The sequence below is a fragment of the Luteibacter sp. 3190 genome, from assembly GCF_031456385.1.
Classification (GTDB): domain Bacteria; phylum Pseudomonadota; class Gammaproteobacteria; order Xanthomonadales; family Rhodanobacteraceae; genus Luteibacter.
In genome coordinates this window covers 1,276,881-1,300,632 of record NZ_JAVDUO010000001.1, presented here as the reverse complement: position 1 = coordinate 1,300,632, position 23,752 = coordinate 1,276,881, and the positions used below count along the sequence as shown (strand labels likewise).

The following is a 23,752-nucleotide window of genomic DNA, read 5'->3' as shown; positions in this document are numbered from 1 at the left end:
TTGGCGGACGCGATGCATTCCCCTGCGTTTGCCCGTGATCCCCATGGCCGGTGCATGACCGGCCCTGCATCGCGTCGATGATCGTCGGCGTGTCGCACGACGAGCGGCGAACGTATGACAAACGCGTTGCAGGATCACGCACCGTCTCTGTCGGAATCTGTCAAAACCTCACGGTTGGGATGACGCGAGGCATGGCATGGCGTCGATTGACAGTTTTGGTGCGTGAATCGCGAAGCCATCGCGCCTATAAAGGTCGCCTGTCATGAAACTTCGCGGGAGAACGCGTGACGAAGACGATTTTCAGGCCGGCGATCGGCTGGCTGCGCGACATTCCGTTTGGCGACGAGACGTCGCGCGGCAACGGCGTCGCGTTGCAGCTCCTGCTTTTCATGATCGGCATCACACTTCCGTTGATCTGGCCCTACCGCATCGCGGTGCTGACCAACCCGCTGACCTTCGCCGACTGGATGGACCTCGGTGGCGACGTGCTCGTGGTGGCGGCTGCGTGGGCCGGTATCGTGAAGATCCGCCGGGGCAAGGTGGAGTCGGCGACGCGCCTGTTCGTGGCCACGATGCTCCTGTCGCTGTTCGTCACCTATGCCGACCGCGGCCTGATGAACGCCATGCTCGACCAGACGTACGTGGTGCTGAGCATCGTGCTCGGGGGACTCGTGCTAGGGCGCCGCACGCTGTGGCGGCTCTATGGCGTGCTCGTCGTGCTGTTCGCCGTGGGCGCCGGCTCTGATGTCCTGCGGTTGTCGGCGCACGGCGCGAACCATCCGCTGATGGGCGCGGTGAACCTGCTGCCCCTGGCCCTGAGCTACCTCGCCATCACCCTGGTGCTCGACCAGTGCGTGTCGACGTTGCGCGGCAGCGTGCAGAGCGCGGAGCGGCGCGGCATGCGCCTGGCCGAGACGAACCGGGTGCTGGAAGAGGAGATCGCGGCCCATCGCAAGTCGCGCGAGCAGCTGATCCATGCGCAGAAGGTCGAGGCCGTGGGGCGCCTCGCCGGTGGCGTGGCGCACGATTTCAACAACATCCTCAGTGTGATCGAAGGCTACGCCGAGGTGCGCGAGGACAGCGACGATCCGGCCGTGCTGCGGACCGCTCTGTACGGGGTGGCCGCGGCCGCGCGGCGCGGTGCCGCCATCAGTCGCAAGCTCCTCAGCTTCGGGCGGCGCGACGTCGCGCGCGTCGAGGTGATCGACCTGCGCCGGTCGCTGCGCGACGTGAAACACGTGCTGCGCCAGCTCTTCAGCCATGCGACCACGCTCGGTGTGGAGGTCGCGGACGACGCCCGGTACATCCGCTTCGATCCGGAGCAACTGGAGCTGATGATCCTCAACATCGCGGCGAACGCGCGCGACGCCATGCAACCGGACGGCCGCTTCGACATCCGCGTGGTGCCCGCCGCCGGCGGGCGCGTCCGCATGACGTTCCGCGACGACGGTCACGGCATGCCCGAGCGCGTGCGCCAGGAGGTGTTCGAGCCGTTCTTCACCACGAAACCCGCCCACGCCGGCAGCGGCCTGGGCCTCGCGGTCGTCCGCGATCTGGTGCGTGACAGTGCCGGCACCATCGAGGTGGAGAGCGAGGAAGGGCATGGCACGACGATCGTCATCGAACTGCCCGGTGTGCCGCGCCACGCGGGGGACGATCTCTCGCAGGCGCCGCTCGTGCAGACGCTGCTGGTGGAGGACGAGGACATCCTCCGCGAGATGTGGCGCAAGCGGCTCGAGGGCGACGGCTTCCTGGTGATGGAGGCGGGCAGCGCGGCGCAGGCGCTGCGGCTCGCCGCCGAGTTCGCGCACTCGATCGAACTGGTGATCACCGATCTGCGCCTCGGTGACAACGATCCTTCGGTATGGGTCGACGATCTGCGCCTGCTGATGCCCGACACGCCGCTGCTCGTGGTCTCGTCGCATTTCCCTCCGACGATCGCGCAGGTCGACGGCATCGCCATCCTGCACAAGCCTTGCTCACCCGACATGCTGGTTTCGGAAGCCACGCGCCTGCTGGAAGGTGTCCGGCGCGCGCCCGCGCTTACATCGTGAACACGTAGCCGCTGCCGCGTACCGCGCTGAGCGGGAGCACGACCCCGGCCTTCGTGCCGACCTTGCTGCGCAGCCGGTACACGAGCACCTCGATGCGGTGCGGGTCGAACTGTTCGTCGCCGCCGACCGCGGCGATGAGCGTCTCACGGCTCACCGGTTCGCCAGGCACGTCGAGCAGGGCGCGCAGCATGGCCCGTTCGTGGGCCTTCAGCGCGATCGACACGCCATTCGGCGCGACGAGGCACCAGCCCTGGCTGTCGAGTCGCCACGCGGCCGCAGTCACGCTGCGCAGGGGCGGTGGCCGCAGGCGGCGCATGAGATTGCGCAGGGTCGCGGCGAGTTCGTGCATCACCACGGGCTTGGCGAGGTAGGCATCGGCGCCGTTGCTGAGGCCGCGTACGCGGTCCTCCTGCGTGTGCCTTCCCGAGAGCATGACGATGCCGATGCGTGAACTCAGGTGAAGGCGTTCCGCTAGGGAGAATCCGTCGCCGTCGGGCAGGCCGACGTCGAGGACGACGATATCCGGCTCGTCGGTGCTCAGCACCTGCTCGAGTTCCTTGACCGTCCCCACCGCGGACACGCGGAATCCGAAGTCGCGGAGGCCGGGGGCGACCAGGCGGTCGCGCAGCAGGTGGTCGTCTTCTACGAGCGCGACATGCGGTGGCGGGACGTGGTCCGCGGCGGCGGCTCCGTCCTGCGCCTGCGGCTGTCGATTCATCATGGTGTACGTGGTCCGGAGCGATAAAACCCGCCATCGTTGATAGCAGGTCTTCCGCCCGATGGATAGGACTTAGTGTGCGTCGCCCTGGTCTTGCCGCCGCAGCGTCATGAGGTCGCGCTCGACGGTCGCGCAGTACGCGTCCAGCGGCAGGTCGTTCGGCATGAGGTCGAACGGGTCTTCGATCTGGTCGCCCAGCGCGTCGAGCCCGAAGAACGTGTACGCGAGCACGCCAACGACGAGCGGGGTGAACCAGCCCATGAGGCCGACCAGACAGAAGGGCAGCAGGAAACAGTAGATGTGCACGGTCCGGTGCAGGAGCAGGATGTACGCGTACGGTATGGGCGTGCCGTGGATCCGCTCGCAACCGCCGAGCACGTGCGACAGCGTACCCAGCTCGCGATCCATCGCGGCAAGAAGGATCGGGTCGTCGTGGCGCGCGCGCATGGCCTCGCCGAGCGCCGCGCCCGTTCGCGAAAGGATCGCGGCCGGTCGGTTGGGGGTGGCGAGGATCCCGGCTCGCTCCCGCTCGTCGCGGATCCACGTCGTGATCTCGTCGGCCGCGTCGGTGCCGCGAAGGTGATGTCGCAGGGCGTGCGTGAACGCGATCAGCCGGGAGGCCATGCCCTCGCGTGACGCGGCGCTTTCGCCGGGCAGGAAGGTGACCGCCTGACGGGCGAGGTTGCGCATGGCGATGATCAGCTCGCCCCAGAGCGTACGGGCCTCCCACCAGCGCTGATAAGCCACCGTGTTACGGAATCCCAGGAAGATCGCGAGGGTGAGGCCCATCAGGGTAAGCGGCGCGGCGTTGAGGCCGACCTTCATGGACACGACGTGGTAGTCGATCCAGACCACCGCGGCGGACAGGAGCATGGTGTAGAGCACGCGCGGCCAGATCACGGGAATGATCGAGCCCTGCATGGCGAACAGCAGCGATCGGACGCTGGGCGTGCGGGAACGATGCATGGCGCCGCCTCACTCGTCCGTGGGCGGGACGTCCGTGGCGGCGCTTTTCCGCCGTCGGCGGGGCTTCGGCTCGCTGGCCGCGATCAGGGACTGCAGGTAGGCGATGCCTTCCTCGGGCGGAAACCATGCGACCACGTCGGCGACCGAGAGGTTGTAGCGCTGGCGCAAGGCGTCGAACTCGGCGCGCGCAGGAGCGAGCGGATCGACCTTCGGCGGCCGGCCCCGGCGCTTCGGCGTGGCGGGCGCCGGCGCGGCGCTGGCCGTCTTCGGCGGCGCGGTCTCCGTCTTGCCGGACTGGCGATCGAGGGCGGCCAGCTCTTCCTGGAACTGCCTGAAATCGTATTTGCCGGACGAGTTCATCGCGGTACGTGCTACGGAGGGGTCACCATTGTGGCACGGTCGACGCGGAAGGGTTTGAGAATGAAGGACATACCCTTCCGCGAGCACCGATCGCGGCCGGGTGCGCTCCAACCGGTGGGCGGTGAATGTGTGACCAGTGAAACGCAAGTCCGCGCCGCGCAAGGCGGCGACGGACTTATCCACACGGTTATGCAGGAACTTTCCACAATCCCTGTGGATAGATCAGCGGACGCTTGCTTCCGAACCCGTCGAGATGTCGTCGGCGTTGTTGCGCTTGAAGATGTCGCGCGCGGCGTCGCGCTGGTTGCCGCTCTCGGTGTGGACAGAGATCAGGATGCTGCCGTCGCGAACCTTGGTGTCGAAGCGCTTGGCCTCGAATTCCGGGATGCCCATGCCGACCAGCGCGCCGACGATGCCACCCGTCGCCGTGCCGACGGCCGCGCCGCCGAGCGCGGCCATGATCGGACCGGCGGCGATGAACGGGCCGACGCCCGGAATGGCGAGCGCGCCGATGCCGGCGAGCCAGCCAAGGCCCGCGCCCAGGCCGAGCCCGACAACGCCGCCGGTGGTCGCCCCTTCCGGGGCCTTCGTGTTGTGCTCGTGCGCGAAATCGCGGGTGCCCCGGCGATCGGGCAGCAGCGCGGAGATATCGTCGCTGGTGAAGCCGGCCTGCTTAAGTTCGAGCACGATGTGCTCGGCCTGTTCCACGGTGCGGGCGGTGCAGTAAACGGATGCTTTCATCGGGGGCCTCGTCGGGTCAGTGCTTGGTGTCGAGCTGGTTCTGTACGGTGGCGACGCCGGGCACGCTCTTCGCGATCGCCTCGATGCGGGCTTTCTCGGCGTCGTCCTTCACGGGACCGCGCAGGGTGACGATGCCCTTGGCCGCGATCAGCTTGACGTTCTGGCCCATCGTCGAGAGGGAGTCGTCCGCGACGATGGCCTTGCGGACGGCGGCCGCGAGGCGGATGTCGGCGGCATCGTTCGGCTGGTCCATCGGCGTCGCGCTTTCGGCGTGGCGATCGCGCTGGTTGATGGCGGTGTTGTCGACCTTCGACGTGTCCTGCGCGAACGACGGCGATGCCGCCGCGACGGCCAGGAGGAGGAGGGCGGGGTAGCATGGATTCACGGGTGTTCACCGGTGGCTGCGACGATGCGCAGTACGCCGCCGGACCCGTGAACCGGCGGTGCAGGGTTAGCGACGGTGCATTCGCGAGACCGGCTGGCGGCTGAAGATCGCCGACTCAGCCCGTGGCCTGGCGGAACGTGACGACGAGCACGTCGCGATGCGAGGCCTTGCCCGGATCGGTGGGCGTCACCGGCGTCACGCCGTGGAAGACGCGGGGATCGTGTACCAGCGCGGCATCGAAGGGTTCGGTGAGGGTGAATTCGCCGAGGGGACGCCCTTCGGGCGAATGGATCGTCGTCGTTCCGCTGGCGATGTTCTCGCGATCGATGAGCAGGACCAGGACGTAGTCGACGCCGTCGCGATGACTGCCTTCCGGCGTGGGCTCACCTGCCGCCCCCGCGGTCGCCTCGATCCGGAACTGGTGCACCTCGATATGCCACTGCGCGATCTCCGGCGACAGGCCGCCGAAGAAATCGTGGCAATACTCGAGGATGGCGAGCATCGTCGGCCCGTGGGCGATCTCCTCCAGCACCGGCGCGAACCAGCGCTCGATGTCGCCCTGCAGGCTGTTGTAAGCCAGCGTCTGGTAGTGCGCCTGGTGCGGACGTGGCTCGACGCGGCCGAAGCGGCTGGCGGCGTAGGTCGCGTGGCGACGCCGGCGGAAACGGCCGGTCGCCGCCAGATAGGTATCGGGTTCCAGCGCGTTCCAGCTCGCCACGAAGGCGTCGAGGTCGCTCAGCCTGCCCGCGTGCTCGATCAGACCGCGCATCTCTTCGCCATGAACGAAGGCGAAGCCCTCGTCCCGGACCCGGTCGTGAAGGGCGCTGTCGTTCGGCTCGGCGGATGCGTTCATGGCCGCAGTATAAGGCCGCCATCGCACACGGCGGTGCGGCAAACCGCCCCGTAGGACATCCCGTCAGCGGCCGGAGGACGCCTTTCACTCCGTCGTTGCGGCCGCGCGGTCACAACGGGAGCAGGTGAAGGCGCAGAGGGTGCGGTCATGAGCGAGTGGTTCGAACTGTCGGAGCCGTGGTGGCATTTCGCCGGCCGCGGCGTGTTGACCTACCTCGGACTGCTGGTGCTGATGCGCCTGGCGGGCAAACGAAGCTTCGGGGAAATGTCGGCGTTCGACGTCCTGGTCATCGTGCTCGCCGGCGGCACGCTGCGTACGGCGATCATCGGCGACGACCACAGTTATCTGGGCGCTTTCATCGGCGTCGCGAGCATCCTCGTCACGAACAAGGCGCTTGGCTGGGTCTGCACACGCTTCCCGTGGTTCAACCGGCTCGTCGAAGGCATGCCGGCGATCCTGGTCCGCGACGGGCGTCGCGACGAGGCCGAGCTGCGTCGCCAGTCGGTGCCCGACGCCGCGTTCAACCGCGCCCTGCATGCGGCGGGCATGGAGCACGAGGGCAGCGTGGTGATCGCGCGGCTGGAGCCCAACGGCAAGATCACCTTCGTCCGGCGGGAGGACGCGTCGGTCCCCGGTCCAGGCTGAGACGTCTATGGCACCCGCAGCGGTTGCGGCCGGTCGAGCGCGGCGATCAGGCCAGGGTCGCGATCGTAGACGTCGGGTTTGTAGGTGAGCTTGCCGTCCGCGCCGATGTCGACGGTCCAGTAGGCGAGCAGCACGGGCACGGCCGTGGGCAGCGTGACGTTCTGGGTCTTCTTCGTCGCGATGCGTTCGTCGATCGCGCCACGGCTCCAGGTCTGCGGGTCGTTGAAGAGCAGCTCGACCAGTTCAAGCGGCTTCTCCACGCGGATGCATCCGGAACTCGTGTCGCGCTTGGCCTTCTCGAACAGTTCCTGGTGCGGCGTGTCGTGGAGATAGACGGCGAAGCTGTTGGGAAACCGGATCACCACCTGGCCCAGCGAGTTGCCCGGGCCGGCGTCCTGGCGCAGCGTGATGCCGCGCGGTCGCGACCAGTCCACCTGCGAGGGCGGGATCACGCGGCCGCTGCTGTCGAGCACGCGAATGCGGTTGCTCGCGAGGTAAGAGCCGTTGCGGCGGATCTTCGGCAGGACGTCGTTCTTGAGGATCGTGGGAGGAATCGTCCAGGTCGGGTTGAACGTGACGTAGGTGATCTGCGAACGGAAGATCGGCGTGCTCCGGTACGGCTTGCCGACCTGCACGCGCGAGGTCCACACCTTCTGGCCGTCCCGGTAATAGCTGATCTTGTACCCGGCGACGTCCACGACGACGAAGGTGCCCTGCAGCGAGTGCAGGAGCCAGCGGGCGCGCTCCAGGTTGGCGCGTACCTGACCGATGCGGGTGGCGATCGGGACGTTCAGCGCGGCGAGCGTTTCCGCCCCGACCGCGCCGTCGGCTTCGAGGTACTGATCGGCCTGGAAGCGCTTCACCGCGTCGGTCACGGTGTTGTCGTATCGATCGCCGTGGGCGAGGGTGGGTGCCAGGTAGCCGCCGGCGACGAGTCGCGCGCGAAGCGGGCCGACGCGCGGGTCGGTCATGCCGGGTTTCAGCGAGGGGCCTTCCGGCACCGACGGCCAGCCCCCTTCGGCGGCCGTCTTGCGCAACTGCGCGAGTGCGTCGCGCAGTTCCGCGTACAGCGGGTTCTGCGGGCGTGCCATCGCGAAGGCCTGTTCGACGCTGCGTTCGTCGATCGACGTCTGCAGCATGGACATGCCTTGCGCGGGATCGATGACGGCGGGATCGAAATTCCAGGTCGGGTCGAGCCGGGCGGGATCGACCTTGCCCCGGGCCAGCTGGACGAGCGCCGTGATGTACGCGCTGGTCGCGTCGATCTCGAAGTTCGCGCGCGCGACCGGGTCGTCCGACGCGTAGGCGTGCGAGTCGACCTGGGTCGTGAGTGCGGCGAGATGGTAGTCCTCGGGAAGGAGACCGTCGCCGTCCATCGAGGCCAGCCCCGCGAGCAACTGGCGTGCGTTCGCTTCGTCCGACCACGCGGCGGTGTAGTGGCGCTGCACGTAGAAGTCGGCCACCGCCCGTCCGATGGATGCGTCGGAACGGGGGAGGGGGCCGGCGCCTATTGGCGTCATCTGCTGCAGGCGCGCATAGATCGCCTGCGCGAGCGGATCGTCCAGCGCGGGCGGCGCCAGCGCCGCGCTCGCACTGCCGGCAGGGTCGACCGCGACGATCGGGGGTGGCGAGGCGGCCGAAGCCGCGGGGGAAGCGTCCTGCGCGGAGAGCCGACCGGTCGTGGCCGCGAGGGCCACCCACGCGACGATGCGAAGCGGCCTCATGTCCATAGTCATTCCCTATCAATTCCTTAATAACTTGCGATTTTGCTTAATGCTTCACGTATATGAATGGCACGGATGTGACGGCGTTGTGGTCAATAAATGATCAGCGCGTTAGCATGCCCCGGATACTTCTTCTGGCTGGTGGCATGATTCGACCGCTTCGCACGCTTTTCGCGTCCGCGCCGCTCCTTGGTGCCTTCTTCTTCCTTCCCTGTCCCGTCCATGCCGCCGACTCGCTCGGCGACGCCCTCGCGCGCCTGGCGCCGTCGGCGGACCCGAAAGTGATCGGCCTCGCCGTCCAGGCCGCCGAGTGCGCCCAGACGCAGAGCGGGCAGCCGTCGGACCGCCTCGCGGTGATCGACTACAGCAAGCCCTCGTCGCAGCCGCGCCTGTGGGTGTTCGACACGGTGAACCGCAAGCTGCTTTTCCAGGAACTGGTGGCGCACGGCAAGAACAGCGGCGACGCCAATGCGACCCGATTCTCCAACGCGCCCGAAAGCCTCGCATCCAGCATAGGCCTGTTCCGCACGTCGGATACCTACAACGGCAAGAACGGGTATTCCCTGCGCATGAACGGGCTCGAGCCCGGCGTGAACGACAAGGCGCTGGCCCGCGCGATCGTGATCCACGGCGCCGCCTACGTGAACGACGCGATGGCGAAGGTCGCGGGCCGCATCGGCCGCAGCTGGGGCTGCCCGGCGGTGCGTACGGCGATCGCCCACCAGCTGATCGACGCCCTGAAGGGCGGCCAGATGGTCTTCTCGTACTACCCGGACAAGAAGTGGCTCGCGTCGTCGAACTACCTGAAGTGCTCGAACGGCCAGCTTGCGAAGGCCGGGGCCAACACCATCGCTCGGGCCGGCGGCTGATTCGCCCCGGGCCTCGCGCTAGAATCCCCGGACTCTCACCGTGGAATCCAGCATGAAACACGTTCTTGCGATCGCCGCCTGCACCCTCCTCGCCGGGTGTGCCACCAGCGGCATGACCGACACCCTGCCCAAGCTCAGCAGCAAGACGGGCAAGAGCGTGACGGCCTATGTCCAGTGCGTGGAGCCGAAGTGGCAGGCGCTGACGAAGAACGCCAAGGGCGACGCGAAGGACGACAAGGGCCGCGTGACCGCGAACGACGACGGCAAGCACGAGCGCCTCGACGTCACCGCCAACGGCGCCGGCGCCCAGGTCGTCATGTACGAGATCCAGAAGGTCAAGGGTGGCGAGTACGACGATCGCTATCGTCAGGAAGCCGTTTCCTGCCTCTGAGGCACGATCCCGATTTTCCAACGCGCTTTTCGCGGTCCGTTTATGGCCGCCTTGGTTGCATCGGTATCCCCGATGCCAGCCGGAGCGTGCCATGGGACATGACCCTGACGAAGAAGACCGGATCGACGTGGAGTGCATGCGCGACAGCCGCGATGGGGAGGCACCCCGTTTCACCTGGGACTACCGCGTGTTCGCCCGCGACATGACCACGATCATCGACACCAGCGACAGCGGTGGCGTGAGCTACGACTCCGAAAAGATGGCGCTGTCCGAGGGCCGGCGCATGGCGCGCGAGGCGCTCGAGCGCCTCGATCGGCGGTGAATCCCGAACTGTGAACCGTGTCGCTTACTTGCGACGCGGTTCCGGGCATACATCGCGACAATCCGGCGCGTGCCGGGCGCTAGCGGAGGGACGCATGGAATCGTTGCGGTACCAGCGTAAGCAGGGCCTGCAGGCGACCTACCTGGTCGAGTATGGCCCAGAGGGTTACCAGATCAGCCGCGACGGACGGCTGCGAAGGGCGAAGGACCTGGGGCCCGCCTGCAACGCGATGGGACGCCGGGAACGCGAGCGGGTCGCGCGTCAGTTCGCGATCGACGACATCGAGAAACTCATCGGTATGGACGAGTAGGGCGCTCAGCCCGGGCTGCGCGCCGCACGCGCCTGGTCGATGGCCTCGAGCAGCCGCGCACGGTCGAACGGCTTTTCCAGGAACACGGCGCTGCGCGGGAAGGGCGCCAGGTCCTGCGGAAGGCGACTGGATACCACGACGATCGCGGTACCCGGGCGATCGCGGATGGCGGCCTGGAGCAAGGCGCCGCCCCGGCGCTCGCCGGGGGTGTCGGCGTGGACCACGAGCACGGACAGATCCGGCAATTCGTGAAAGCTCCGCTTCGCGTCGCGGTAGGTCACCGTCGGGACGGTGCGATACCCCTCCAGGTCGAGAACCAGCGCGATGGTCTCCGCCACGAAATGGGCGCGATCGAAGACGAGCGCGGTCGGGCGGGATGGGGAGGCGTCGGGCATGGGCGCAGTCTAGCCATTCGTGAGGGCGGCGTGTAGCTCAGGATGCCTGGCCGGTCGGGGGCCAGTGGGCGTTGATGTCCTTCATCCGCGCCATGAGTTCCTTGACCTCCTGGTTCCGGTCGGCGATGCGCTTTTCCTCGGCCGCCTTCTGGGCGGCGTAATCCTGGTTCGTCCCCTGCACGGCCTCGTGCACCAGGCGGCACGTCTCTTCGACGTGGGCGGCACGGGTGTGGAAGCCCAGCCGGTCGGCGAGGATCTCCATCTTCAGCCCAGGATGCGCCTGTTCCAGCGCGCGGGCCCTGACGAGGAAGTACTGTTGCCATTCGCGTTCGGGCGCGCCGGAGAGCACGGCCTCGACGCGGGGAATGTCGGGGCGGTCGAACTGCTCCGTGTCGTCGATGGCCTCGAACGATTCGATGTCGATCCAGTCGCGGCTCGCCATGGGGCTCGTATCCTTCCGGTGGGGTGGGTGGCGATTGTTGGCGCGGTCGTGTGCAGGAATAATCAAGCGGGAGCGCCGCCCGAAGGTTCACGATGCGTCCACGTCGCCGAACCAATGCTTTCACGTCCCCCGAGGAGTTCCCCCATGCGCCAACTCGCCATCGCCGCCGTCGTCCTGCTCGCAGGCTGCGCCACCCAGAACGAGCGCCACGTGGGCATCCACGACGTGCCCTCCAGCACCGTCTTCGCCCTGCAGGACCCGGCCGGCGGCGACGCCACGCTGAACATCGTCCGCGACCAGGGCCTGTGGGGCGCCGGATGCTCCAGCGCCATCTACGTCGACGACAAGGTCGTGGCGGACATGGAGATCGGCCAGCAGCTCGTGCTGCACGTCCCCGCGGGCACGCGGAAGCTCGGCATGATGCCGCATGGCGCGTGCAGCGCCGACCGGGTCGATGTCGACGCCAGCGTCGGCCAGGGCGAGACGAAGAACTTCTCGATTCCGGCAAGTGGTGAAGGATTGGCAGCACAAACGGCAACGAAGAGCTGAGTACGCTTGTCATCCTTCGGCGGGAGAGCAATGATCGGGTCGTCGCCGGCACCGGCGAACGGGAGTCCGATGTGCATCGTCGTACCGTTGGGCAATACTCCGTCGAGGTCCGGACGCTCAAAACGCCGACCGGGACCTGGAAGGCCGCGTACATCGTGGAGCCCGCCGCGGACGCCGGGCCCCACGATTTCGTGATGATCACGCTCCTGGATGAGTTCGACGTCGAGCGCGCGGCGGTCGACGCGGCGATGAGCCGGGGCATCCGCCATGCCGAATGGCTCGCCGATGCCCGCAGCGCCTATTCCGGTTGACGTGACCCGGGCGGCGACTCCGCCATGACGCGACGGCGACGGCACCGCACCTAGCGTGCCATCCGACGAGGGCCAAGGGGGCCCTTCCGCCGGAGTAAGCCCAGTTGCAGCGCACGACTCTCTACGTACCCTTCAACGCGTCGTCCCGTGGGCAATGGACGCTGCGTCGCAATGCCGAACTGGTCGGGCAATACCCCACGCGCGACGAGGCCTTGCGGCACGCTCACACCCTGACCGCCGCTATCCGCAGCCAGCCCGGACACACCGTCGAGATCAAGATCGAGGACGAGGCCGGCCTCTGGCATGCCACGGACCAGGACAAGGAGTGACCTCCGGTCGCAGCATCTGAGACGCAAGCCGGCGATAACGGGCGACCTCCCGTCGCCCGGTTTCCGCCATGGCCGCCTATCTGAAAGCACTTCGGGCCGACGAGTCCGATACCGTCCTCGCCAGCCACCACGACGGCCGGACCCTTGCCCACCGCCTGACCGATAAATACGGCGACCGCGTCTGCTCCGCCTTCACCGTGTTCGGTCGGGAAGGGAGCTTCGCGCCTCTTCCCGACGACCTGCCTCCCTCACTCGCCTCGGCGCTGACCGCGCGCGGCATCGAGCGGCTCTACAGTCATCAGCAGGAAGCCTGGGAAGCGGCTCGTGCCGGCCGCCACGTGCTCGTGGCCACGCCGACCGCGTCCGGCAAGACCCTCTGCTACACGATGCCGGTGCTCTCCTCGGTGCTCGAGGCCGGAGCCAAGGCGCTCTACCTGTTCCCCACCAAGGCGCTGGCGCAGGACCAGGTCTCCGAGCTGCTGGACATCAACCGCGCCGGCGACCTCGGGGTGAAGGCCTTCACCTTCGACGGCGACACGCCGGGCGATGCGCGGCAGGCGATCCGCCTCCACGGCGACGTGGTGGTCAGCAACCCCGACATGCTCCACCAGGCGATCCTGCCGCACCATACGAAGTGGGCACAGTTCTTCGAGAACCTGCGTTACGTGGTGATCGACGAGATCCACACCTATCGCGGCGTGTTCGGCTCGCACCTGGCCAACGTGCTGCGTCGGCTCAAGCGCATCTGCGCCTTCTACGGCGTCACCCCGCAGTTCGTGCTGTGCTCCGCCACCATCGGCAACGCCACCGAGCACGCGCAGGCGCTGATCGAGGACGACGTCGTCACCGTCAGCCGAAGCGGCGCGCCCAGTGGCGACAAGCACGTGCTGCTATGGAACCCGCCGGTGGTCAATCCCGACCTCGGCCTGCGCGCCTCGGCGCGATCGCAGACCAACCTGATCGCCCGCGTGGCGATCAAGGCGAAGATGAAGACGCTGGTCTTCGCGCAGTCGCGCCTGATGGTGGAGGTGCTCACCAAGTACCTGAAGGACGTCTTCGACCACGACACGCGCAAGCCCGCGCGCATCCGGGCGTACCGCGGCGGTTACCTGCCGACGGAGCGCCGCGACGTGGAGCGCCAGATGCGCGCGGGCACCGTCGACGGGATCGTGTCGACCTCCGCGCTGGAGCTCGGCGTGGACATCGGCAGCCTCGACGCCGTGGTGCTGAACGGCTACCCGGGTTCCATCGCCGCGACATGGCAGCGCTTCGGCCGCGCGGGGCGCCGCCAGCAGCCGTCGCTGGGCGTGCTGGTCGCGACGAGCGCGCCGCTGGACCAGTACCTCATGCGGCACCCCGCCTTCCTAACCGAGGCGAGTCCTGAACATGCGCGCATACAGCCCGATCAGCCCCTGATCCTGCTCGACCACATCCGCTGCGCGGCCTTCGAGCTGCCGTTCCTGGCCGGCGACCGTTTCGGCCCCGACGACGCCGAACCCTATCTGCAGGTGCTCGCGGAAGCGGAAGTGCTGCACCAGGAGGGCGAGCGCTGGGAATGGATCGCCGACAGCTATCCCGCGAACGCGGTGAGCCTGCGTTCGGTCGCCGACGGCAACTTCGTGGTGGTCGATCGCACCGAAGGCCGGCAGACGATCATCGCCGAGGTCGATTATTCGGCCGCCGCCCTCACTCTGTACGAAGGCGCGATCCACATGATCCAGTCCGTGCCCTACCAGGTGGAGCGGCTCGACTGGGAGGGGCGCAAGGCGTACTGCACGCGCACCCACGTCGATTACTACACCGACGCCATCGACTACACCAAGCTCAAGGAGCTGGAGTGCTTCGACGGGCGCAACGCGGGCGAGGGCAGCGCGCGCCATGGCGAGGTGCACGTCGTGCGGCGCGTCTCCGGCTACAAGAAAATCCGCTACTACACCCACGAAAACATCGGCTACGGTCCCGTGAACCTGCCGGACCAGGAGCTGCATTCCACGGCGGTGTGGTGGCAACTGCCGCAGACCGTGCTCGACGCGGCATTCCGCTCCCGCCAGCATGCGCTCGACGGCTTCCTCGGCGCGGCCTACGCGCTGCACACCGCCGCCATCGTCGCGGTGATGGCCGAACCGCGCGACCTTCAGAAAGCGGTGGGCTCCGGCGACGGCGGCTGGTCGGCCCAGGTGGACGCCGGCGGGCGAGGGCAGATCCGCGCGCCCGACGGGGGGCTGGCGCTGCCGGACGCCCTCGAACGATTCCTGCCGACGGTGTACCTCTACGACAATTTCCCCGGCGGCGTCGGGCTGAGCGAGCCCTTGTTCCAGCGGGCGCCGGAGTTGCTGAACCACGCGGCGGCGACGATCCGGGGCTGCGAGTGCAAGGGCGGCTGTCCGGGTTGCGTGGGTCCCGTGCTCGCGGCCGACGAGGGGCGCGAGGAAACGCCGCGCGCGCTGGCCCTGCGCGTGCTGACGTTGCTGGGGGCGTCCGCGTGAGCGATCTGGCGTCGCGCCTCGCGGCCCTGCGTCGGCAGGCCGGCGTCCGCGCTCCCGAGCCCGCGCCCACGGCGCGGGCACCCGCGGCTCCGGTCCCGAACCGGCCGGATCTCGCCTTGCTCCGCCGCATGGCCGGCGTGCGCGAACGCATCGCGCAACCGCGTTCGCCATTGCGTGCCGCGACGCGCGACGTGCCAGGCGAGGAGATCGCGCCAGGGCTGCGCTATCTCGAACGACGTTTTCAGGTCGCCGACGCGCCGGCGGAATTCGATCTCACCTTCGCGCGCCTGACCACGGCGCGGCGCGAACACCTGCTGCACTTCGACACGGAGACGACGGGCCTGGCCGGCGGCACCGGCACACGCGCGTTCATGATCGGCGCCGCCGACTGGCACGACGGCGGTCTGCGCGTCCGTCAGCTCTACATGACGACGATGGCGGCCGAGACAGCCATGCTCCGCGCGTTCACCGGGTGGATCGATGCGGACACGGTACTCGTCAGCTACAACGGAAAATCGTACGACGCGCCGTTGCTGGCGACGCGCTACCGTCTGGCGCGGATGCCGAACCCACTGCACGGTCTGACCCACGTCGATCTGCTGCACCCGATGCGCCGACGGTTTCGCCAGGTGTGGGAAAACTGCAGGATGCAGACGGCCGAACGGAAACTCCTGCGTATCGTCCGCGAGGACGATCTGCCGGGCTCGGAAGCGCCACGTGCCTGGCTCACCTATCTGCGCGGCGGCGCATCGACCGATCTCGTCCGCGTGGCGGAACACAACCTGCAGGACGTCCGCAGCCTGAGCGGCCTGCTGGTGGAAGCCCACGGCTGGGCGGAAAGCGACGCCGCTTCGCCCGCCGGTTACGAAAAATAGACGCCCGCCCGCGCAGGCTCACGACATGGCTGCGAGGTGACTATCGATGAACGAAGACCTGAAGCCCTGCGATCACGACGGGTGCAACTGCCGCGTTCCCGTCTCGCGCGATTTCTGCAGCGAAAGCTGCCGCATGGCGGCCGAGAGCCAGATCATGGGCAGCACGTGCGAATGCGGTCATGCCGCGTGCGAGCAGCGGCAATGAACGGAGCGACGGATATGACGAACGACGGTAAACAACAGACGCCCGGCTACCGGGAAGACAATCCCAAGCCGTCGCATGGCAAGCCGAAGGTGCCGGGGGAAGGGCACCCGCAGGAGTCCCAGAACATGCCGAAGGACAAGCCCGGCAAGCAGAATTCGCCGTAAACAGGGCCACGTAGGAGCGCACCTGGGCGCGATGGGGGCTAGCGGAGACCCCCGATCGCGCCCAGGTGCGCTCCTACGGTTTGTCTGATCAGGCCGCCTTGCGGATCAGGCCGGCGATGCCGGCGATGGCCTTGCTCACCGCCGAGGCCTTGTGCTCGTCGCCCATCGCGAGGCCTTCGGCACGGACGAACTCGATGTCCGTCACGCCGAGGAAACCGAACAGGGCGCGCAGGTAGGGCTCCTGGAAGTCCATGCCGGCCGCCGGACCCTCGGTGTACACGCCGCCGCGCGACGAGGCGATGATCACGCGCTTGCCGCCTGCCAGGCCCTCGGGGCCCGCGGACGAGTAGCGGAACGTCTTGCCCGCGACGGCGATGCGGTCGATCCAGGCCTTCAGGGTGCTGCTCACGCTGAAGTTATACATCGGCGCACCGATGACGACGACGTCGGCGGCGAGGAACTCGTCCATCACCCGGGCCGCTTCGATGTCGGCCGGATTGTCCTCGCCGACCGGCATGGACCAGGGGGCGAGCGGGGCGGCGTGCAGGTCGCGATAGGTGACCTCGGTACCCGGATGGCTCTGGACGAACTCGGCCACGATCGCCGCGGTCAGGCCGCGCGTCACGGAATAGGTACCCAGCGCGCTGGCGTCGATGTGCAGGAGTTTCATGGCGGTTCCTCGGTAAGGTGCGTCGCGTGCGGCGGCGGTATGAGTGCAACGATACGCCGCAGACAATCCCGCGATTAGTCCGCTTGGAGTAGACTGATTGTTTCGCGAGCGAAACGACGGGAGCCTCCGATGGACGGCGCGCTGCAGGACCTCAACGATCTGTACTTCTTCGCCTCGGTGGTCGAGCACGGCGGGTTTTCCGCGGCCGGGCGGGCGCTGGGGATCCCCAAGTCGCGCCTGAGCAAGCGTATCGCCCAGCTCGAAGACCGCCTCGGCGTGCGTCTGCTCCAGCGAACGACGCGGCGTTTCGTCGTCACCGAGATTGGCGAGCGCTTCTACCAGCACTGCCGCGCGGTGCTCGAGGAGGCCCGGGCGGCCCAGGATGCCGTCGACGAACTCCGGACGGAGCCGCGGGGCGTCGTCCGCGTCAGTTGCCCGATCTCCCTGGCGCAGAACGTCCTCGGACCGATGCTTCCGGCGTTCATGCTGGAACATCCCAAGGTGCAGGTCCGGGTCACGGCGACGAACCGCCGCGTCGATCTCATCGGCGAGGGTTACGACGTCGCCATCCGCGTCCGCGAAAAGCTCGACACCGACGCCACGCTGGTACTGCGCAGCATCGGTTACGCGCGCAGCCTCCTCGTGGCGAGCCCGAAATTCCTCGACTCGAACGGGCGCCCGAAGACCCTCAACGACCTGGCCCTGCTGCCGGCGCTGTCGATGTACGAACACGAGGGGGCGCAGGTCTGGGAACTGGTCGACGCCAGTGGCAAGAAGGCGGCGGTCGAGGTCAAGCCGCGACTGGTGAGTGGCGATTTTTCCGTCCTGATCGCGGCGGCCGTGCAGTGCTGCGGCGTGGCGCTCCTTCCCGAGGACTATTGCGGGCCGCTGCTGTCGAGCGGCGACCTCGAATGGGTGCTGCCCGAATACACCACGGCGCAGGGCACCTTGCATTTCGTCTATCCCAGCCGGCGCGGCCTCCTGCCGGCCGTCCGCAGCTTCGTGGACTTCCTCGCCGAGCGCCTGCCCAAGGCGCAGGCCGAGTTTCATAAGGACTGCCAGAAGGTGGCCGAGCATCCCGAGCAGGCCGGGGCGATCCGCCTTGCCCGCATGGTAGGATCGGACGTCTCGACGGCGTTTGGCCGTCCAAACGAATAAGGGCAACGCATGCAGCTCGAAACCAAGCTTCCCAAGGTCGGCACCACCATCTTCAGCGTCATGAGCCAGCTGGCCGTGGAGCACAAGGCGGTGAACCTGGGGCAGGGCTTCCCCGATTTCGAACCGCCGGAGGCGCTGCGCGAGTCGATCACGCGCGCCATGGCCGAGGGCAAGAACCAGTACGCCCCCGGCGTGGGCATTCCGAAGCTGCGCGAACAGATCGCGGCGAAGACCGAGCGCCTCTACGGCCACCGCGTGAGCCCCGATACCGAGGTGACGGTGACGTCCGGCGCGACGGAGGCCCTGTTCTCCGCCATCGCCGCGGTCGTGCGCGCGGGCGACGAGGTCATCGTGTTCGATCCGTGCTACGACAGCTACGAGCCCGCCATCGAACTGCAGGGCGCGCGCGCGGTGCACATCCCGCTGACGCTGCCGTCCTTCGCCATCGACTGGCAGCGCGTGCGCGACGCGATCACGCCGAAGACGCGCATGATCCTCATCAACTCCCCGCACAACCCGTCGGGTGCCGTGCTCTCGCCCGCCGACCTCGATGCCCTCGCCGCGATCGTGCGCGACACGTCGATCGTCGTGCTCTCGGACGAGGTCTACGAGCACATCGTCTTCGACGGCGCGGAGCATCAGAGCGTGCTTCGCCACGCCGAACTCGCCGCGCGCAGCATCGTGGTCTCGTCGTTCGGCAAGACCTACCACTGCACCGGCTGGAAGGTCGGGTACGCCATCGCACCCAAGGCCCTGACGGCCGAGTTCCGCAAGGTGCACCAGTACCTCACCTTCTGCACGTTCAACCCGGCGCAGTGGGCGTTCGCGGAATTCCTCGAATCGACGCCCGAGCACTACCTCGAACTGCCCGCGTTCTACCAGGCCAAGCGCGACCGTTTCCGGGCGCTGCTCGCGCCGTCGCGGCTGAAGCTGCTCGACGTGCCGGGCGGTTACTTCCAGCTGGTGGATTACGGTGCCATCCGCGACGTCGACGACATCAACTTCAGCGAGTGGCTCGTGCGCGAGGGCGGCGTGGCCGCCATTCCGCTGAGCCCGTTCTACGAGAGCGCGCCGGATACGCGGCTGGTCCGCCTGTGCTTCGCGAAGAACGACGCCACCATGGAAGCCGCCGCGGAGCTCCTGTGCAAACTCTGACCGTCTCCCTCGTGCAGGGCGCCACGCGCTGGCACGACGCCCCCGCCAATCGCGAGTATTACGGGCGCCTCGTTCGCGGCGCGGCGCGCAGCGACCTGATCGTGCTCCCCGAGACGTTCCTCTCGGGCTTCACCAACGACACCCTGGGCAACGCCGAGACCATGGACGGACCCAGTGTCGCCTGGATGCGCGCGCTCGCGACGGAAGTCGACGCCACGCTGACCGGCAGCCTCGTGATCCGCGAGGGCGACACGGTCTACAACCGGCTGATCTGGGCGTCGCCCGACGGCTCGCTCGCGTATTACGACAAGCGTCACCTGTTCCGCATGGCGGGCGAGCACACGCGCTACGGTGGCGGCCGCGATCGCCTCATCGTCGAGCTGAAGGGTTGGCGGATCCTGCCACAGGTCTGCTACGACCTGCGTTTCCCCGTCTGGCTGCGCAACGGCCGTCGCGAGGAAGCCGCCGGCGGCATGGACTACGACCTGGCCCTGTTCGTGGCGAACTGGCCGGCCCCGCGCCGCCAGCCGTGGCGCACGCTGTTGCGCGCGCGGGCCATCGAAAATCTTTCGTACGTGATCGGCGTGAACCGCGTCGGCATCGACGGCAACGATCACCCTTACGCGGGCGACAGCGCGATCATCGATCCGGTCGGCGAGCCGCTGGTGGAGCTGGGCCCGCAGGAGCAGGTGGTCACCGTCGCGATCGATCCGGCACCGTTGAAGGCGCACCGGGAACGTTTTCCCGCGTGGATGGATGCGGATCGGTTTTCGTTGGATGTGTCGGTCTGATGGCGTAGAAGCGCGTCCCGCGCAATGTCCTGTGGGTACGACATCTAGGGCGGCAAGCAACAGGTCCTGCTGCCCTACGCGAAAAGATGTCGCGCGCAGGGCGCGCTCCTACGTGGCTGCCGGGTGGGTCAACGTGCCGCGGTGAACGGTACCGCAGGGCCGATCGCGGCGCGCTTGCGCCAGGCGGCCAGTTTTTCCTCGATCCCCGCGCCGACGTCGATCTGCGGCTCCGAGGGTTCCAGCGCATCTTTCGTTTCCCACGCGGCGATCTCGCGCCGCGCGCGGCCGAACGCGTCGACGAAATCCGGTGTCGCGTTGAGCCCGTCGGCGAGCCAGGCGCGGCCGAAGTAGGTGATGTCCGAATCCGCGCCGCAGCCGAACGACGTGCGGTCCGCGCGCGCGGAAGTCAGCACCAGGGTGCCCGTACCCTTCAGCTTCGGCACGAAGCCGCCCGAGTAGCAGGCGTTCACCACGAGCACCTTCCACTGAAACGCATGCTTGCCGAGGATGTCGGCGAGGCCGTCCGGGTCCAGCTGGTCGAGCGGGATCGGGTCCATGTCGACCAGCAGCGAATGGTCGTCGCCTCCGTGCGTCGCGACGTAAAGCAGGAGGATGTCTTCCTTCGGATCCATGACCTTCGCCAGCGCGTCCAGGCCAGCCTCGAGGTTCGTCCAGCTCGCGAGCGGGCGGGTGCTCAGCGTGGCGGGATGGTTCTCCAGCACCAGCGTATGTCCCGGTGCGCCGAAACGTCGCGCCATGAGGGTGTCGAGATATTCCGCCTCGTTGCGGAAGACATCCTCCGAGCCGTCCGCCGCGAAGGCGAGGGCGTAGACGTTCGTCCTGCCCGGGGTGCGCGGCGCGAGCTTCGCGACGGCGCGGCGCATCGCCTCCGGCTGCGCGGAGAACACCTGCTCGGGCGTCGGGGCGTCGGTAGGCCAGGTGTCGAGGGCGGCCTCGTCGGCGACGCCTTCGTCCGCCGGCGCGACCGTGGCCGCCGAAGCGGGTGCGGCAGTCGCGACGGCCGCCGGCGCGGCCAGCGGTTCACGCCGCGCGGTCAGCGGTTCCGGGCCGAAACGCAGGACGCCGATCGTGAGCAGGACGCCCGCGGCGAACGCCGTCAGCGTCGCGATCGCGGTGCGCCGGCGGGGATCAAGGTGCGATGGCATCGAAATCCGCCACGGCGGGGTGACCGTTTTCGATGACCGGCTGCGGCGGGCGGATGAGCTGCGTGGTGCGCATGCCGGCCGCGCGGGCGGCGTCGAGTTCTTCGCGGATGTCGGAGAGGAAGAGGATCTGCGCGGGCGGCAATCCGATCGCCTCGGCGATGCGGGCATACGACTGCGTCTCGCGCTTGTGGCCGGTCTGCGTGTCGAAATAGCCGGAGAACAGCGGGGTGAGGTCGCCGCTCTCGCTGAAACCGAACAGCAGCTTCTGCGCGGGCACGGAGCCGGACGAATACACGTACAGCGACAGGCCGCGCGCGTGCCAGGCCTTCAGCCGCGCCGCGACTTCCGGGTACATGTGCGAGACGTACGCGCCGGCCTCGTAACCTTCACGCCAGATCATGCCCTGCAGGGCCTTGAGCGCCGTCGACTTGCGATCTTCGTCGATCCAGCGGATCAGCAGGTCGATGACTTCCGTGCGGGTCGCCTCGACGATCCCGGCTTCCTTCGCGGCTTCATGCAGCCAGTGCTGGACCTCGGGTTCGTCGGCATGGGTTTCGACGAACGCCGGCAGGTGCTTCCGGGCGTAGGGAAAGAGAACGTCCTTGACGAAATCGATCGAGCTGGTGGTGCCCTCGATGTCGGTGAGGATGGCGCGGATATCGGACATGCGGGGAGAAGCCTGCGGATCGGGGAGATCCGCAGGATAAACGACGGGACCCGCTTACGAAACGGTCGCCGCCGAGGCGTGCGGGTTCATGCGCGGAAACTGCTCGGCGATGTCCGTGCCCGTGAAGTTCGCGACCCAGCCTTCGGTGTTCGTGAAGAGGCGGATCGCGACGAAATAGGGCGATTCGCTCATGTCGAACCAGTGCGGCGTGCCGTCGGGAACGCCGATGAGATCGCCCTTTTCGCACAGCACCTCGTAGACCTTGCCATCGATGTGCAGCGTGAACTGGCCCGCGCCGGCGACGAAGAAGCGGACCTCGTCCTCGCTGTGCGTGTGCTCGTTCAGGAACTTCTGGCGGAAAGCCGCGCGGTCCGGGTGATCCGGCTTGAGGCTGATCACGTCCACGGACTGGTAGCCGTTTTCCGCCATCAGGCGGTCGATGTCCGCGCGGTACGCGGCGATGACCTCGTCCTGGCTCGCGCCGGGCGCGATCGGCTGGTTGGCCTCCCACTGCTCGAAACGCACGCCGACCGCGTTCAGCGCCTCGGCGATGGCGGCGTGGTCGTCGAGAACGGCGAGCGGGGTGTCGTTCCGGGTGTCGTCGTAGATACGCAGACGGCTCATGGGGAAAGCCTCCTCAGGTCGAGTTCGCAGCCCAGCAGGAACTCCAGGGCCTCGAGATGGCGCCGGGTCTCGGCCATGTCGCGGCCCCAGGTGTAGATCCCATGCCCGTCGATCAGATACGCGTAGAGCGGCTTGCCGGAGTCGATCCAGGCGTCCACCTGCGCTTCCAGCTCGGGCATGTGCTGGGTGTTCGGAAATACGGGGATGTCGAGCACGCTTTCGTGCGTTGTGTAGCCGGAGATGGCCTTTTGCAACTCCCAGCCTTCGAGGTGCACGCGCCCCGCGGCGGCGAAGAGGCGCGAAGCGACGCTCTGCGTGCGCGAATGCGTGTGCAGCACGACGTTGGCATCCGGGAAGCGGCGGTACACCTGCGTGTGCAGCCCGGTCTCGGCCGACGGCCGGTGGCTGGAACCGACCGCCTTGCCGTCCATGTCGATCAGCATGATGTCGTCGCGTCCCAGCCGCCCCTTGTCGCGCCCGGAGATCGTGATCGCGGCATGGTCCGCGTCGATCCGCATCGAGAAGTTGCTGCTGGTCGCGGGCGTCCAGCCGAACGCCGCGAGTTCGCGCGCGGCCTCCGCGATGGCGTCGGCACGCTCGGCCATCAGTTCGGCGGAAACGGGAAGGGAGGTATTCGACATGGGGATTTGGACGTCCAAACAGGCGGCGATCATACCATGCGGCCACGGATGGCCCCGAACTGTCTAATGCGAACCATTTGCTTTTCGCAGATGGCGGTAGGATGACTTCTTTCGCCGGCCGATCCCCGCCCGGCACGACCATCGACGGAGGTTGTACCCATGTCGCAGCACGATCCGAACATCGAGGCCCGGCGCCGATTCCTCAAGGTCGCCGCGGGCGGCGCGACCGCCGCGGCGGTCCTTGGAACCGTGGGCGTGGCCCGTGCCCAGGACCTGCCGCACCTCTCCCCGAGCGACCCCACGGCATCGGCGCTCAAGTACACCGAGGCCGCCACGGGCGGTCCGGGCCGCAAGCCGGGCGACAAGTGCGCCAACTGCAACTTCTTCAAGGGCGCCGCGACGGCGGCCTGGGGTCCGTGCGACCTGTTCCCGGGCAAGGCCGTGGCGGGGCCTGGCTGGTGCGTGTCCCATACCCCCAAGGCCTGATAACCCGGGTCGGGACGATCCGCCCCGGAAACGACAAAGGCCAGCCGCGAGGCTGGCCTTTTTCATGTCCGGGCAGAAAATGCAGCCCAAGCGCGCCAGGCCGAGGAGCTGACCCGCCTGACGCGCCGGGCGGCAATCCGGGGCCCACTGCCAAGTGATTTACCCGCGGACTGGGGATCATACTCCCCTCCACGGGCGCCCGGCCAATGGCAGTTAAATGACAACGAAGATTTAACACATTGTCATTGTGAATCAGAGAGTTACCAGTGGAACCTCCAGCCCGATCGAATCTCCGGCCGC

The 23,752-nt window shown here is 67.8% G+C and carries 31 protein-coding genes; 17 read left to right on the top strand and 14 right to left on the bottom strand.

What is annotated here, in order from left to right:
• The first annotated feature begins 284 nt into the window (after positions 1–284).
• Positions 285–2,054: an ATP-binding protein gene (locus J2X58_RS05975; RefSeq protein ID WP_310046978.1), complete on the top strand. Its 1,770-nt coding sequence runs from the start codon at positions 285–287 to the stop codon at positions 2,052–2,054.
• Here the strand turns inward: J2X58_RS05975 and J2X58_RS05970 are convergent.
• The 6 genes from J2X58_RS05970 to J2X58_RS05945 form a co-directional block, all read right to left on the bottom strand.
• Entirely contained in the window at positions 2,044–2,775 is a 732-nt protein-coding gene (locus J2X58_RS05970) for a response regulator transcription factor (protein ID WP_310046977.1), read from the bottom strand. The genes J2X58_RS05975 and J2X58_RS05970 overlap by 11 nt on opposite strands.
• Before the next feature lie 69 nt (positions 2,776–2,844).
• Positions 2,845–3,738 (bottom strand): bestrophin family protein, encoded by an 894-nt coding sequence (locus J2X58_RS05965; RefSeq protein WP_310046976.1) that lies wholly within the window; start codon positions 3,736–3,738, stop codon positions 2,845–2,847.
• Positions 3,739–3,747: 9 nt separating this feature from the next.
• Complete coding sequence (locus tag J2X58_RS05960; RefSeq protein WP_310046973.1) at positions 3,748–4,098, bottom strand: 2-hydroxyacyl-CoA dehydratase; 351 nt, start codon at positions 4,096–4,098, stop codon at positions 3,748–3,750.
• Between the two features lie 222 nt (positions 4,099–4,320).
• On the bottom strand, positions 4,321–4,839 hold the full coding sequence (locus J2X58_RS05955; protein ID WP_090053247.1) for a hypothetical protein: 519 nt from the start codon (positions 4,837–4,839) through the stop codon (positions 4,321–4,323).
• 16 nt (positions 4,840–4,855) lie between these two features.
• Entirely contained in the window at positions 4,856–5,224 is a 369-nt protein-coding gene (locus J2X58_RS05950) for a BON domain-containing protein (protein ID WP_310046971.1), read from the bottom strand.
• Between the two features lie 115 nt (positions 5,225–5,339).
• Positions 5,340–6,077: a 2OG-Fe dioxygenase family protein gene (locus J2X58_RS05945; RefSeq protein ID WP_090178794.1), complete on the bottom strand. Its 738-nt coding sequence runs from the start codon at positions 6,075–6,077 to the stop codon at positions 5,340–5,342.
• Between the two features lie 147 nt (positions 6,078–6,224).
• Between J2X58_RS05945 and J2X58_RS05940 the strand changes: the two genes are divergently transcribed.
• Positions 6,225–6,722 carry a YetF domain-containing protein gene (locus J2X58_RS05940; RefSeq protein ID WP_090053251.1) on the top strand — a complete coding sequence of 166 codons (498 nt, stop codon included), beginning with the start codon at positions 6,225–6,227 and terminating at the stop codon, positions 6,720–6,722.
• Between the two features lie 5 nt (positions 6,723–6,727).
• On the opposite strand, the gene J2X58_RS05935 is transcribed toward J2X58_RS05940, so the two are convergent.
• Entirely contained in the window at positions 6,728–8,446 is a 1,719-nt protein-coding gene (locus tag J2X58_RS05935) for a L,D-transpeptidase family protein (RefSeq protein WP_310046970.1), read from the bottom strand.
• Between the two features lie 146 nt (positions 8,447–8,592).
• Here J2X58_RS05935 and J2X58_RS05930 point away from each other — a divergent pair, with 146 nt between their 5' ends.
• The 4 genes from J2X58_RS05930 to J2X58_RS05915 all read left to right on the top strand — a co-directional run bounded on the left by J2X58_RS05930 (position 8,593) and on the right by J2X58_RS05915 (position 10,338).
• A complete protein-coding gene (locus tag J2X58_RS05930; protein ID WP_310046969.1) occupies positions 8,593–9,315 on the top strand; it encodes a murein L,D-transpeptidase catalytic domain family protein in 723 nt (240 codons plus the stop codon).
• Positions 9,316–9,367: 52 nt separating this feature from the next.
• Positions 9,368–9,706, top strand: a complete 339-nt coding sequence (locus tag J2X58_RS05925) for a hypothetical protein (protein WP_090053254.1) — start codon at positions 9,368–9,370, stop codon at positions 9,704–9,706.
• Between the two features lie 91 nt (positions 9,707–9,797).
• A complete protein-coding gene (locus tag J2X58_RS05920) occupies positions 9,798–10,028 on the top strand; it encodes a hypothetical protein (protein WP_090053256.1) in 231 nt (76 codons plus the stop codon).
• A 94-nt stretch (positions 10,029–10,122) separates the two neighbouring features.
• Positions 10,123–10,338, top strand: a complete 216-nt coding sequence (locus tag J2X58_RS05915; RefSeq protein ID WP_090053257.1) for a hypothetical protein — start codon at positions 10,123–10,125, stop codon at positions 10,336–10,338.
• Between the two features lie 5 nt (positions 10,339–10,343).
• On the opposite strand, the gene J2X58_RS05910 is transcribed toward J2X58_RS05915, so the two are convergent.
• Both J2X58_RS05910 and J2X58_RS05905 read right to left on the bottom strand, forming a co-directional pair.
• On the bottom strand, positions 10,344–10,733 hold the full coding sequence (locus J2X58_RS05910) for a hypothetical protein (protein WP_090053259.1): 390 nt from the start codon (positions 10,731–10,733) through the stop codon (positions 10,344–10,346).
• 37 nt (positions 10,734–10,770) lie between these two features.
• Positions 10,771–11,175: a hypothetical protein gene (locus J2X58_RS05905; protein WP_090053261.1), complete on the bottom strand. Its 405-nt coding sequence runs from the start codon at positions 11,173–11,175 to the stop codon at positions 10,771–10,773.
• Positions 11,176–11,319: 144 nt separating this feature from the next.
• On the opposite strand from J2X58_RS05905, the gene J2X58_RS05900 reads away from it, so the two are divergent.
• From J2X58_RS05900 to J2X58_RS05870, 7 genes are all read left to right on the top strand, one after another.
• Positions 11,320–11,724 carry a hypothetical protein gene (locus tag J2X58_RS05900; protein ID WP_090053262.1) on the top strand — a complete coding sequence of 135 codons (405 nt, stop codon included), beginning with the start codon at positions 11,320–11,322 and terminating at the stop codon, positions 11,722–11,724.
• 71 nt (positions 11,725–11,795) lie between these two features.
• Complete coding sequence (locus J2X58_RS05895; RefSeq protein ID WP_310046967.1) at positions 11,796–12,035, top strand: hypothetical protein; 240 nt, start codon at positions 11,796–11,798, stop codon at positions 12,033–12,035.
• Positions 12,036–12,139: 104 nt separating this feature from the next.
• Positions 12,140–12,364, top strand: coding sequence for a hypothetical protein (locus J2X58_RS05890; RefSeq protein ID WP_090178820.1), 225 nt, complete (start codon positions 12,140–12,142; stop codon positions 12,362–12,364).
• Positions 12,365–12,432: 68 nt separating this feature from the next.
• Complete coding sequence (locus J2X58_RS05885; RefSeq protein WP_310046966.1) at positions 12,433–14,850, top strand: DEAD/DEAH box helicase; 2,418 nt, start codon at positions 12,433–12,435, stop codon at positions 14,848–14,850.
• Entirely contained in the window at positions 14,847–15,725 is an 879-nt protein-coding gene (locus J2X58_RS05880) for a ribonuclease H-like domain-containing protein (RefSeq protein WP_310046965.1), read from the top strand. Before J2X58_RS05885 ends, J2X58_RS05880 begins: the two co-directional genes overlap by 4 nt.
• Before the next feature lie 46 nt (positions 15,726–15,771).
• Positions 15,772–15,930, top strand: a complete 159-nt coding sequence (locus J2X58_RS05875) for a hypothetical protein (protein WP_175472758.1) — start codon at positions 15,772–15,774, stop codon at positions 15,928–15,930.
• Between the two features lie 14 nt (positions 15,931–15,944).
• Entirely contained in the window at positions 15,945–16,094 is a 150-nt protein-coding gene (locus tag J2X58_RS05870; RefSeq protein ID WP_175472759.1) for a hypothetical protein, read from the top strand.
• An 88-nt stretch (positions 16,095–16,182) separates the two neighbouring features.
• Here the strand turns inward: J2X58_RS05870 and J2X58_RS05865 are convergent, their stop codons facing one another.
• Positions 16,183–16,764 (bottom strand): FMN-dependent NADH-azoreductase, encoded by a 582-nt coding sequence (locus J2X58_RS05865; protein ID WP_310046964.1) that lies wholly within the window; start codon positions 16,762–16,764, stop codon positions 16,183–16,185.
• 129 nt (positions 16,765–16,893) lie between these two features.
• On the opposite strand from J2X58_RS05865, the gene J2X58_RS05860 reads away from it, so the two are divergent.
• The 3 genes from J2X58_RS05860 to J2X58_RS05850 are packed head-to-tail and all read left to right on the top strand — an operon-like array spanning position 16,894 to position 19,868.
• Positions 16,894–17,922, top strand: coding sequence for a LysR substrate-binding domain-containing protein (locus J2X58_RS05860; RefSeq protein WP_090053273.1), 1,029 nt, complete (start codon positions 16,894–16,896; stop codon positions 17,920–17,922).
• Between the two features lie 9 nt (positions 17,923–17,931).
• Positions 17,932–19,077, top strand: coding sequence for a pyridoxal phosphate-dependent aminotransferase (locus J2X58_RS05855; RefSeq protein WP_310046963.1), 1,146 nt, complete (start codon positions 17,932–17,934; stop codon positions 19,075–19,077).
• On the top strand, positions 19,065–19,868 hold the full coding sequence (locus J2X58_RS05850; RefSeq protein WP_310046961.1) for an amidohydrolase: 804 nt from the start codon (positions 19,065–19,067) through the stop codon (positions 19,866–19,868). The genes J2X58_RS05855 and J2X58_RS05850 overlap by 13 nt, the downstream gene beginning before the upstream one ends.
• A gap of 128 nt (positions 19,869–19,996) precedes the next feature.
• On the opposite strand, the gene J2X58_RS05845 is transcribed toward J2X58_RS05850, so the two are convergent.
• The 4 genes from J2X58_RS05845 to J2X58_RS05830 are packed head-to-tail and all read right to left on the bottom strand — an operon-like array spanning position 19,997 to position 22,966.
• Complete coding sequence (locus J2X58_RS05845; protein ID WP_310046959.1) at positions 19,997–21,034, bottom strand: C13 family peptidase; 1,038 nt, start codon at positions 21,032–21,034, stop codon at positions 19,997–19,999.
• A complete protein-coding gene (gene mtnC, locus J2X58_RS05840; RefSeq protein WP_310046958.1) occupies positions 21,018–21,701 on the bottom strand; it encodes an acireductone synthase in 684 nt (227 codons plus the stop codon). The genes J2X58_RS05845 and mtnC overlap by 17 nt, the downstream gene beginning before the upstream one ends.
• 54 nt (positions 21,702–21,755) lie before the next feature.
• Positions 21,756–22,325 (bottom strand): acireductone dioxygenase, encoded by a 570-nt coding sequence (locus J2X58_RS05835; RefSeq protein WP_090178837.1) that lies wholly within the window; start codon positions 22,323–22,325, stop codon positions 21,756–21,758.
• The gene (locus J2X58_RS05830) at positions 22,322–22,966 is read right to left on the bottom strand and encodes a methylthioribulose 1-phosphate dehydratase (RefSeq protein WP_090053283.1); all 645 of its coding nucleotides are present in this window, start codon (positions 22,964–22,966) and stop codon (positions 22,322–22,324) included. Before J2X58_RS05830 ends, J2X58_RS05835 begins: the two co-directional genes overlap by 4 nt.
• Before the next feature lie 159 nt (positions 22,967–23,125).
• Here J2X58_RS05830 and J2X58_RS05825 point away from each other — a divergent pair, with 159 nt between their 5' ends.
• Complete coding sequence (locus J2X58_RS05825; protein ID WP_090178839.1) at positions 23,126–23,452, top strand: high-potential iron-sulfur protein; 327 nt, start codon at positions 23,126–23,128, stop codon at positions 23,450–23,452.
• The last annotated feature ends 300 nt before the right edge of the window (positions 23,453–23,752 follow it).

Coding starts and splice junctions, on each gene's coding strand:
- J2X58_RS05970 (WP_310046977.1), bottom strand. CDS start 2,775: ATGATGAATCGACAGCCGCAGGCGCAGGACGGAGCCGCCGCCGCGGAC.
- J2X58_RS05965 (WP_310046976.1), bottom strand. CDS start 3,738: ATGCATCGTTCCCGCACGCCCAGCGTCCGATCGCTGCTGTTCGCCATG.
- J2X58_RS05960 (WP_310046973.1), bottom strand. CDS start 4,098: ATGAACTCGTCCGGCAAATACGATTTCAGGCAGTTCCAGGAAGAGCTG.
- J2X58_RS05955 (WP_090053247.1), bottom strand. CDS start 4,839: ATGAAAGCATCCGTTTACTGCACCGCCCGCACCGTGGAACAGGCCGAG.
- J2X58_RS05945 (WP_090178794.1), bottom strand. CDS start 6,077: ATGAACGCATCCGCCGAGCCGAACGACAGCGCCCTTCACGACCGGGTC.
- J2X58_RS05940 (WP_090053251.1), top strand. CDS start 6,225: ATGAGCGAGTGGTTCGAACTGTCGGAGCCGTGGTGGCATTTCGCCGGC.
- J2X58_RS05935 (WP_310046970.1), bottom strand. CDS start 8,446: ATGAGGCCGCTTCGCATCGTCGCGTGGGTGGCCCTCGCGGCCACGACC.
- J2X58_RS05930 (WP_310046969.1), top strand. CDS start 8,593: ATGATTCGACCGCTTCGCACGCTTTTCGCGTCCGCGCCGCTCCTTGGT.
- J2X58_RS05925 (WP_090053254.1), top strand. CDS start 9,368: ATGAAACACGTTCTTGCGATCGCCGCCTGCACCCTCCTCGCCGGGTGT.
- J2X58_RS05920 (WP_090053256.1), top strand. CDS start 9,798: ATGGGACATGACCCTGACGAAGAAGACCGGATCGACGTGGAGTGCATG.
- J2X58_RS05915 (WP_090053257.1), top strand. CDS start 10,123: ATGGAATCGTTGCGGTACCAGCGTAAGCAGGGCCTGCAGGCGACCTAC.
- J2X58_RS05910 (WP_090053259.1), bottom strand. CDS start 10,733: ATGCCCGACGCCTCCCCATCCCGCCCGACCGCGCTCGTCTTCGATCGC.
- J2X58_RS05905 (WP_090053261.1), bottom strand. CDS start 11,175: ATGGCGAGCCGCGACTGGATCGACATCGAATCGTTCGAGGCCATCGAC.
- J2X58_RS05900 (WP_090053262.1), top strand. CDS start 11,320: ATGCGCCAACTCGCCATCGCCGCCGTCGTCCTGCTCGCAGGCTGCGCC.
- J2X58_RS05885 (WP_310046966.1), top strand. CDS start 12,433: ATGGCCGCCTATCTGAAAGCACTTCGGGCCGACGAGTCCGATACCGTC.
- J2X58_RS05875 (WP_175472758.1), top strand. CDS start 15,772: ATGAACGAAGACCTGAAGCCCTGCGATCACGACGGGTGCAACTGCCGC.
- J2X58_RS05870 (WP_175472759.1), top strand. CDS start 15,945: ATGACGAACGACGGTAAACAACAGACGCCCGGCTACCGGGAAGACAAT.
- J2X58_RS05865 (WP_310046964.1), bottom strand. CDS start 16,764: ATGAAACTCCTGCACATCGACGCCAGCGCGCTGGGTACCTATTCCGTG.
- J2X58_RS05860 (WP_090053273.1), top strand. CDS start 16,894: ATGGACGGCGCGCTGCAGGACCTCAACGATCTGTACTTCTTCGCCTCG.
- J2X58_RS05855 (WP_310046963.1), top strand. CDS start 17,932: ATGCAGCTCGAAACCAAGCTTCCCAAGGTCGGCACCACCATCTTCAGC.
- J2X58_RS05845 (WP_310046959.1), bottom strand. CDS start 21,034: ATGCCATCGCACCTTGATCCCCGCCGGCGCACCGCGATCGCGACGCTG.
- mtnC (WP_310046958.1), bottom strand. CDS start 21,701: ATGTCCGATATCCGCGCCATCCTCACCGACATCGAGGGCACCACCAGC.
- J2X58_RS05835 (WP_090178837.1), bottom strand. CDS start 22,325: ATGAGCCGTCTGCGTATCTACGACGACACCCGGAACGACACCCCGCTC.
- J2X58_RS05830 (WP_090053283.1), bottom strand. CDS start 22,966: ATGTCGAATACCTCCCTTCCCGTTTCCGCCGAACTGATGGCCGAGCGT.
- J2X58_RS05825 (WP_090178839.1), top strand. CDS start 23,126: ATGTCGCAGCACGATCCGAACATCGAGGCCCGGCGCCGATTCCTCAAG.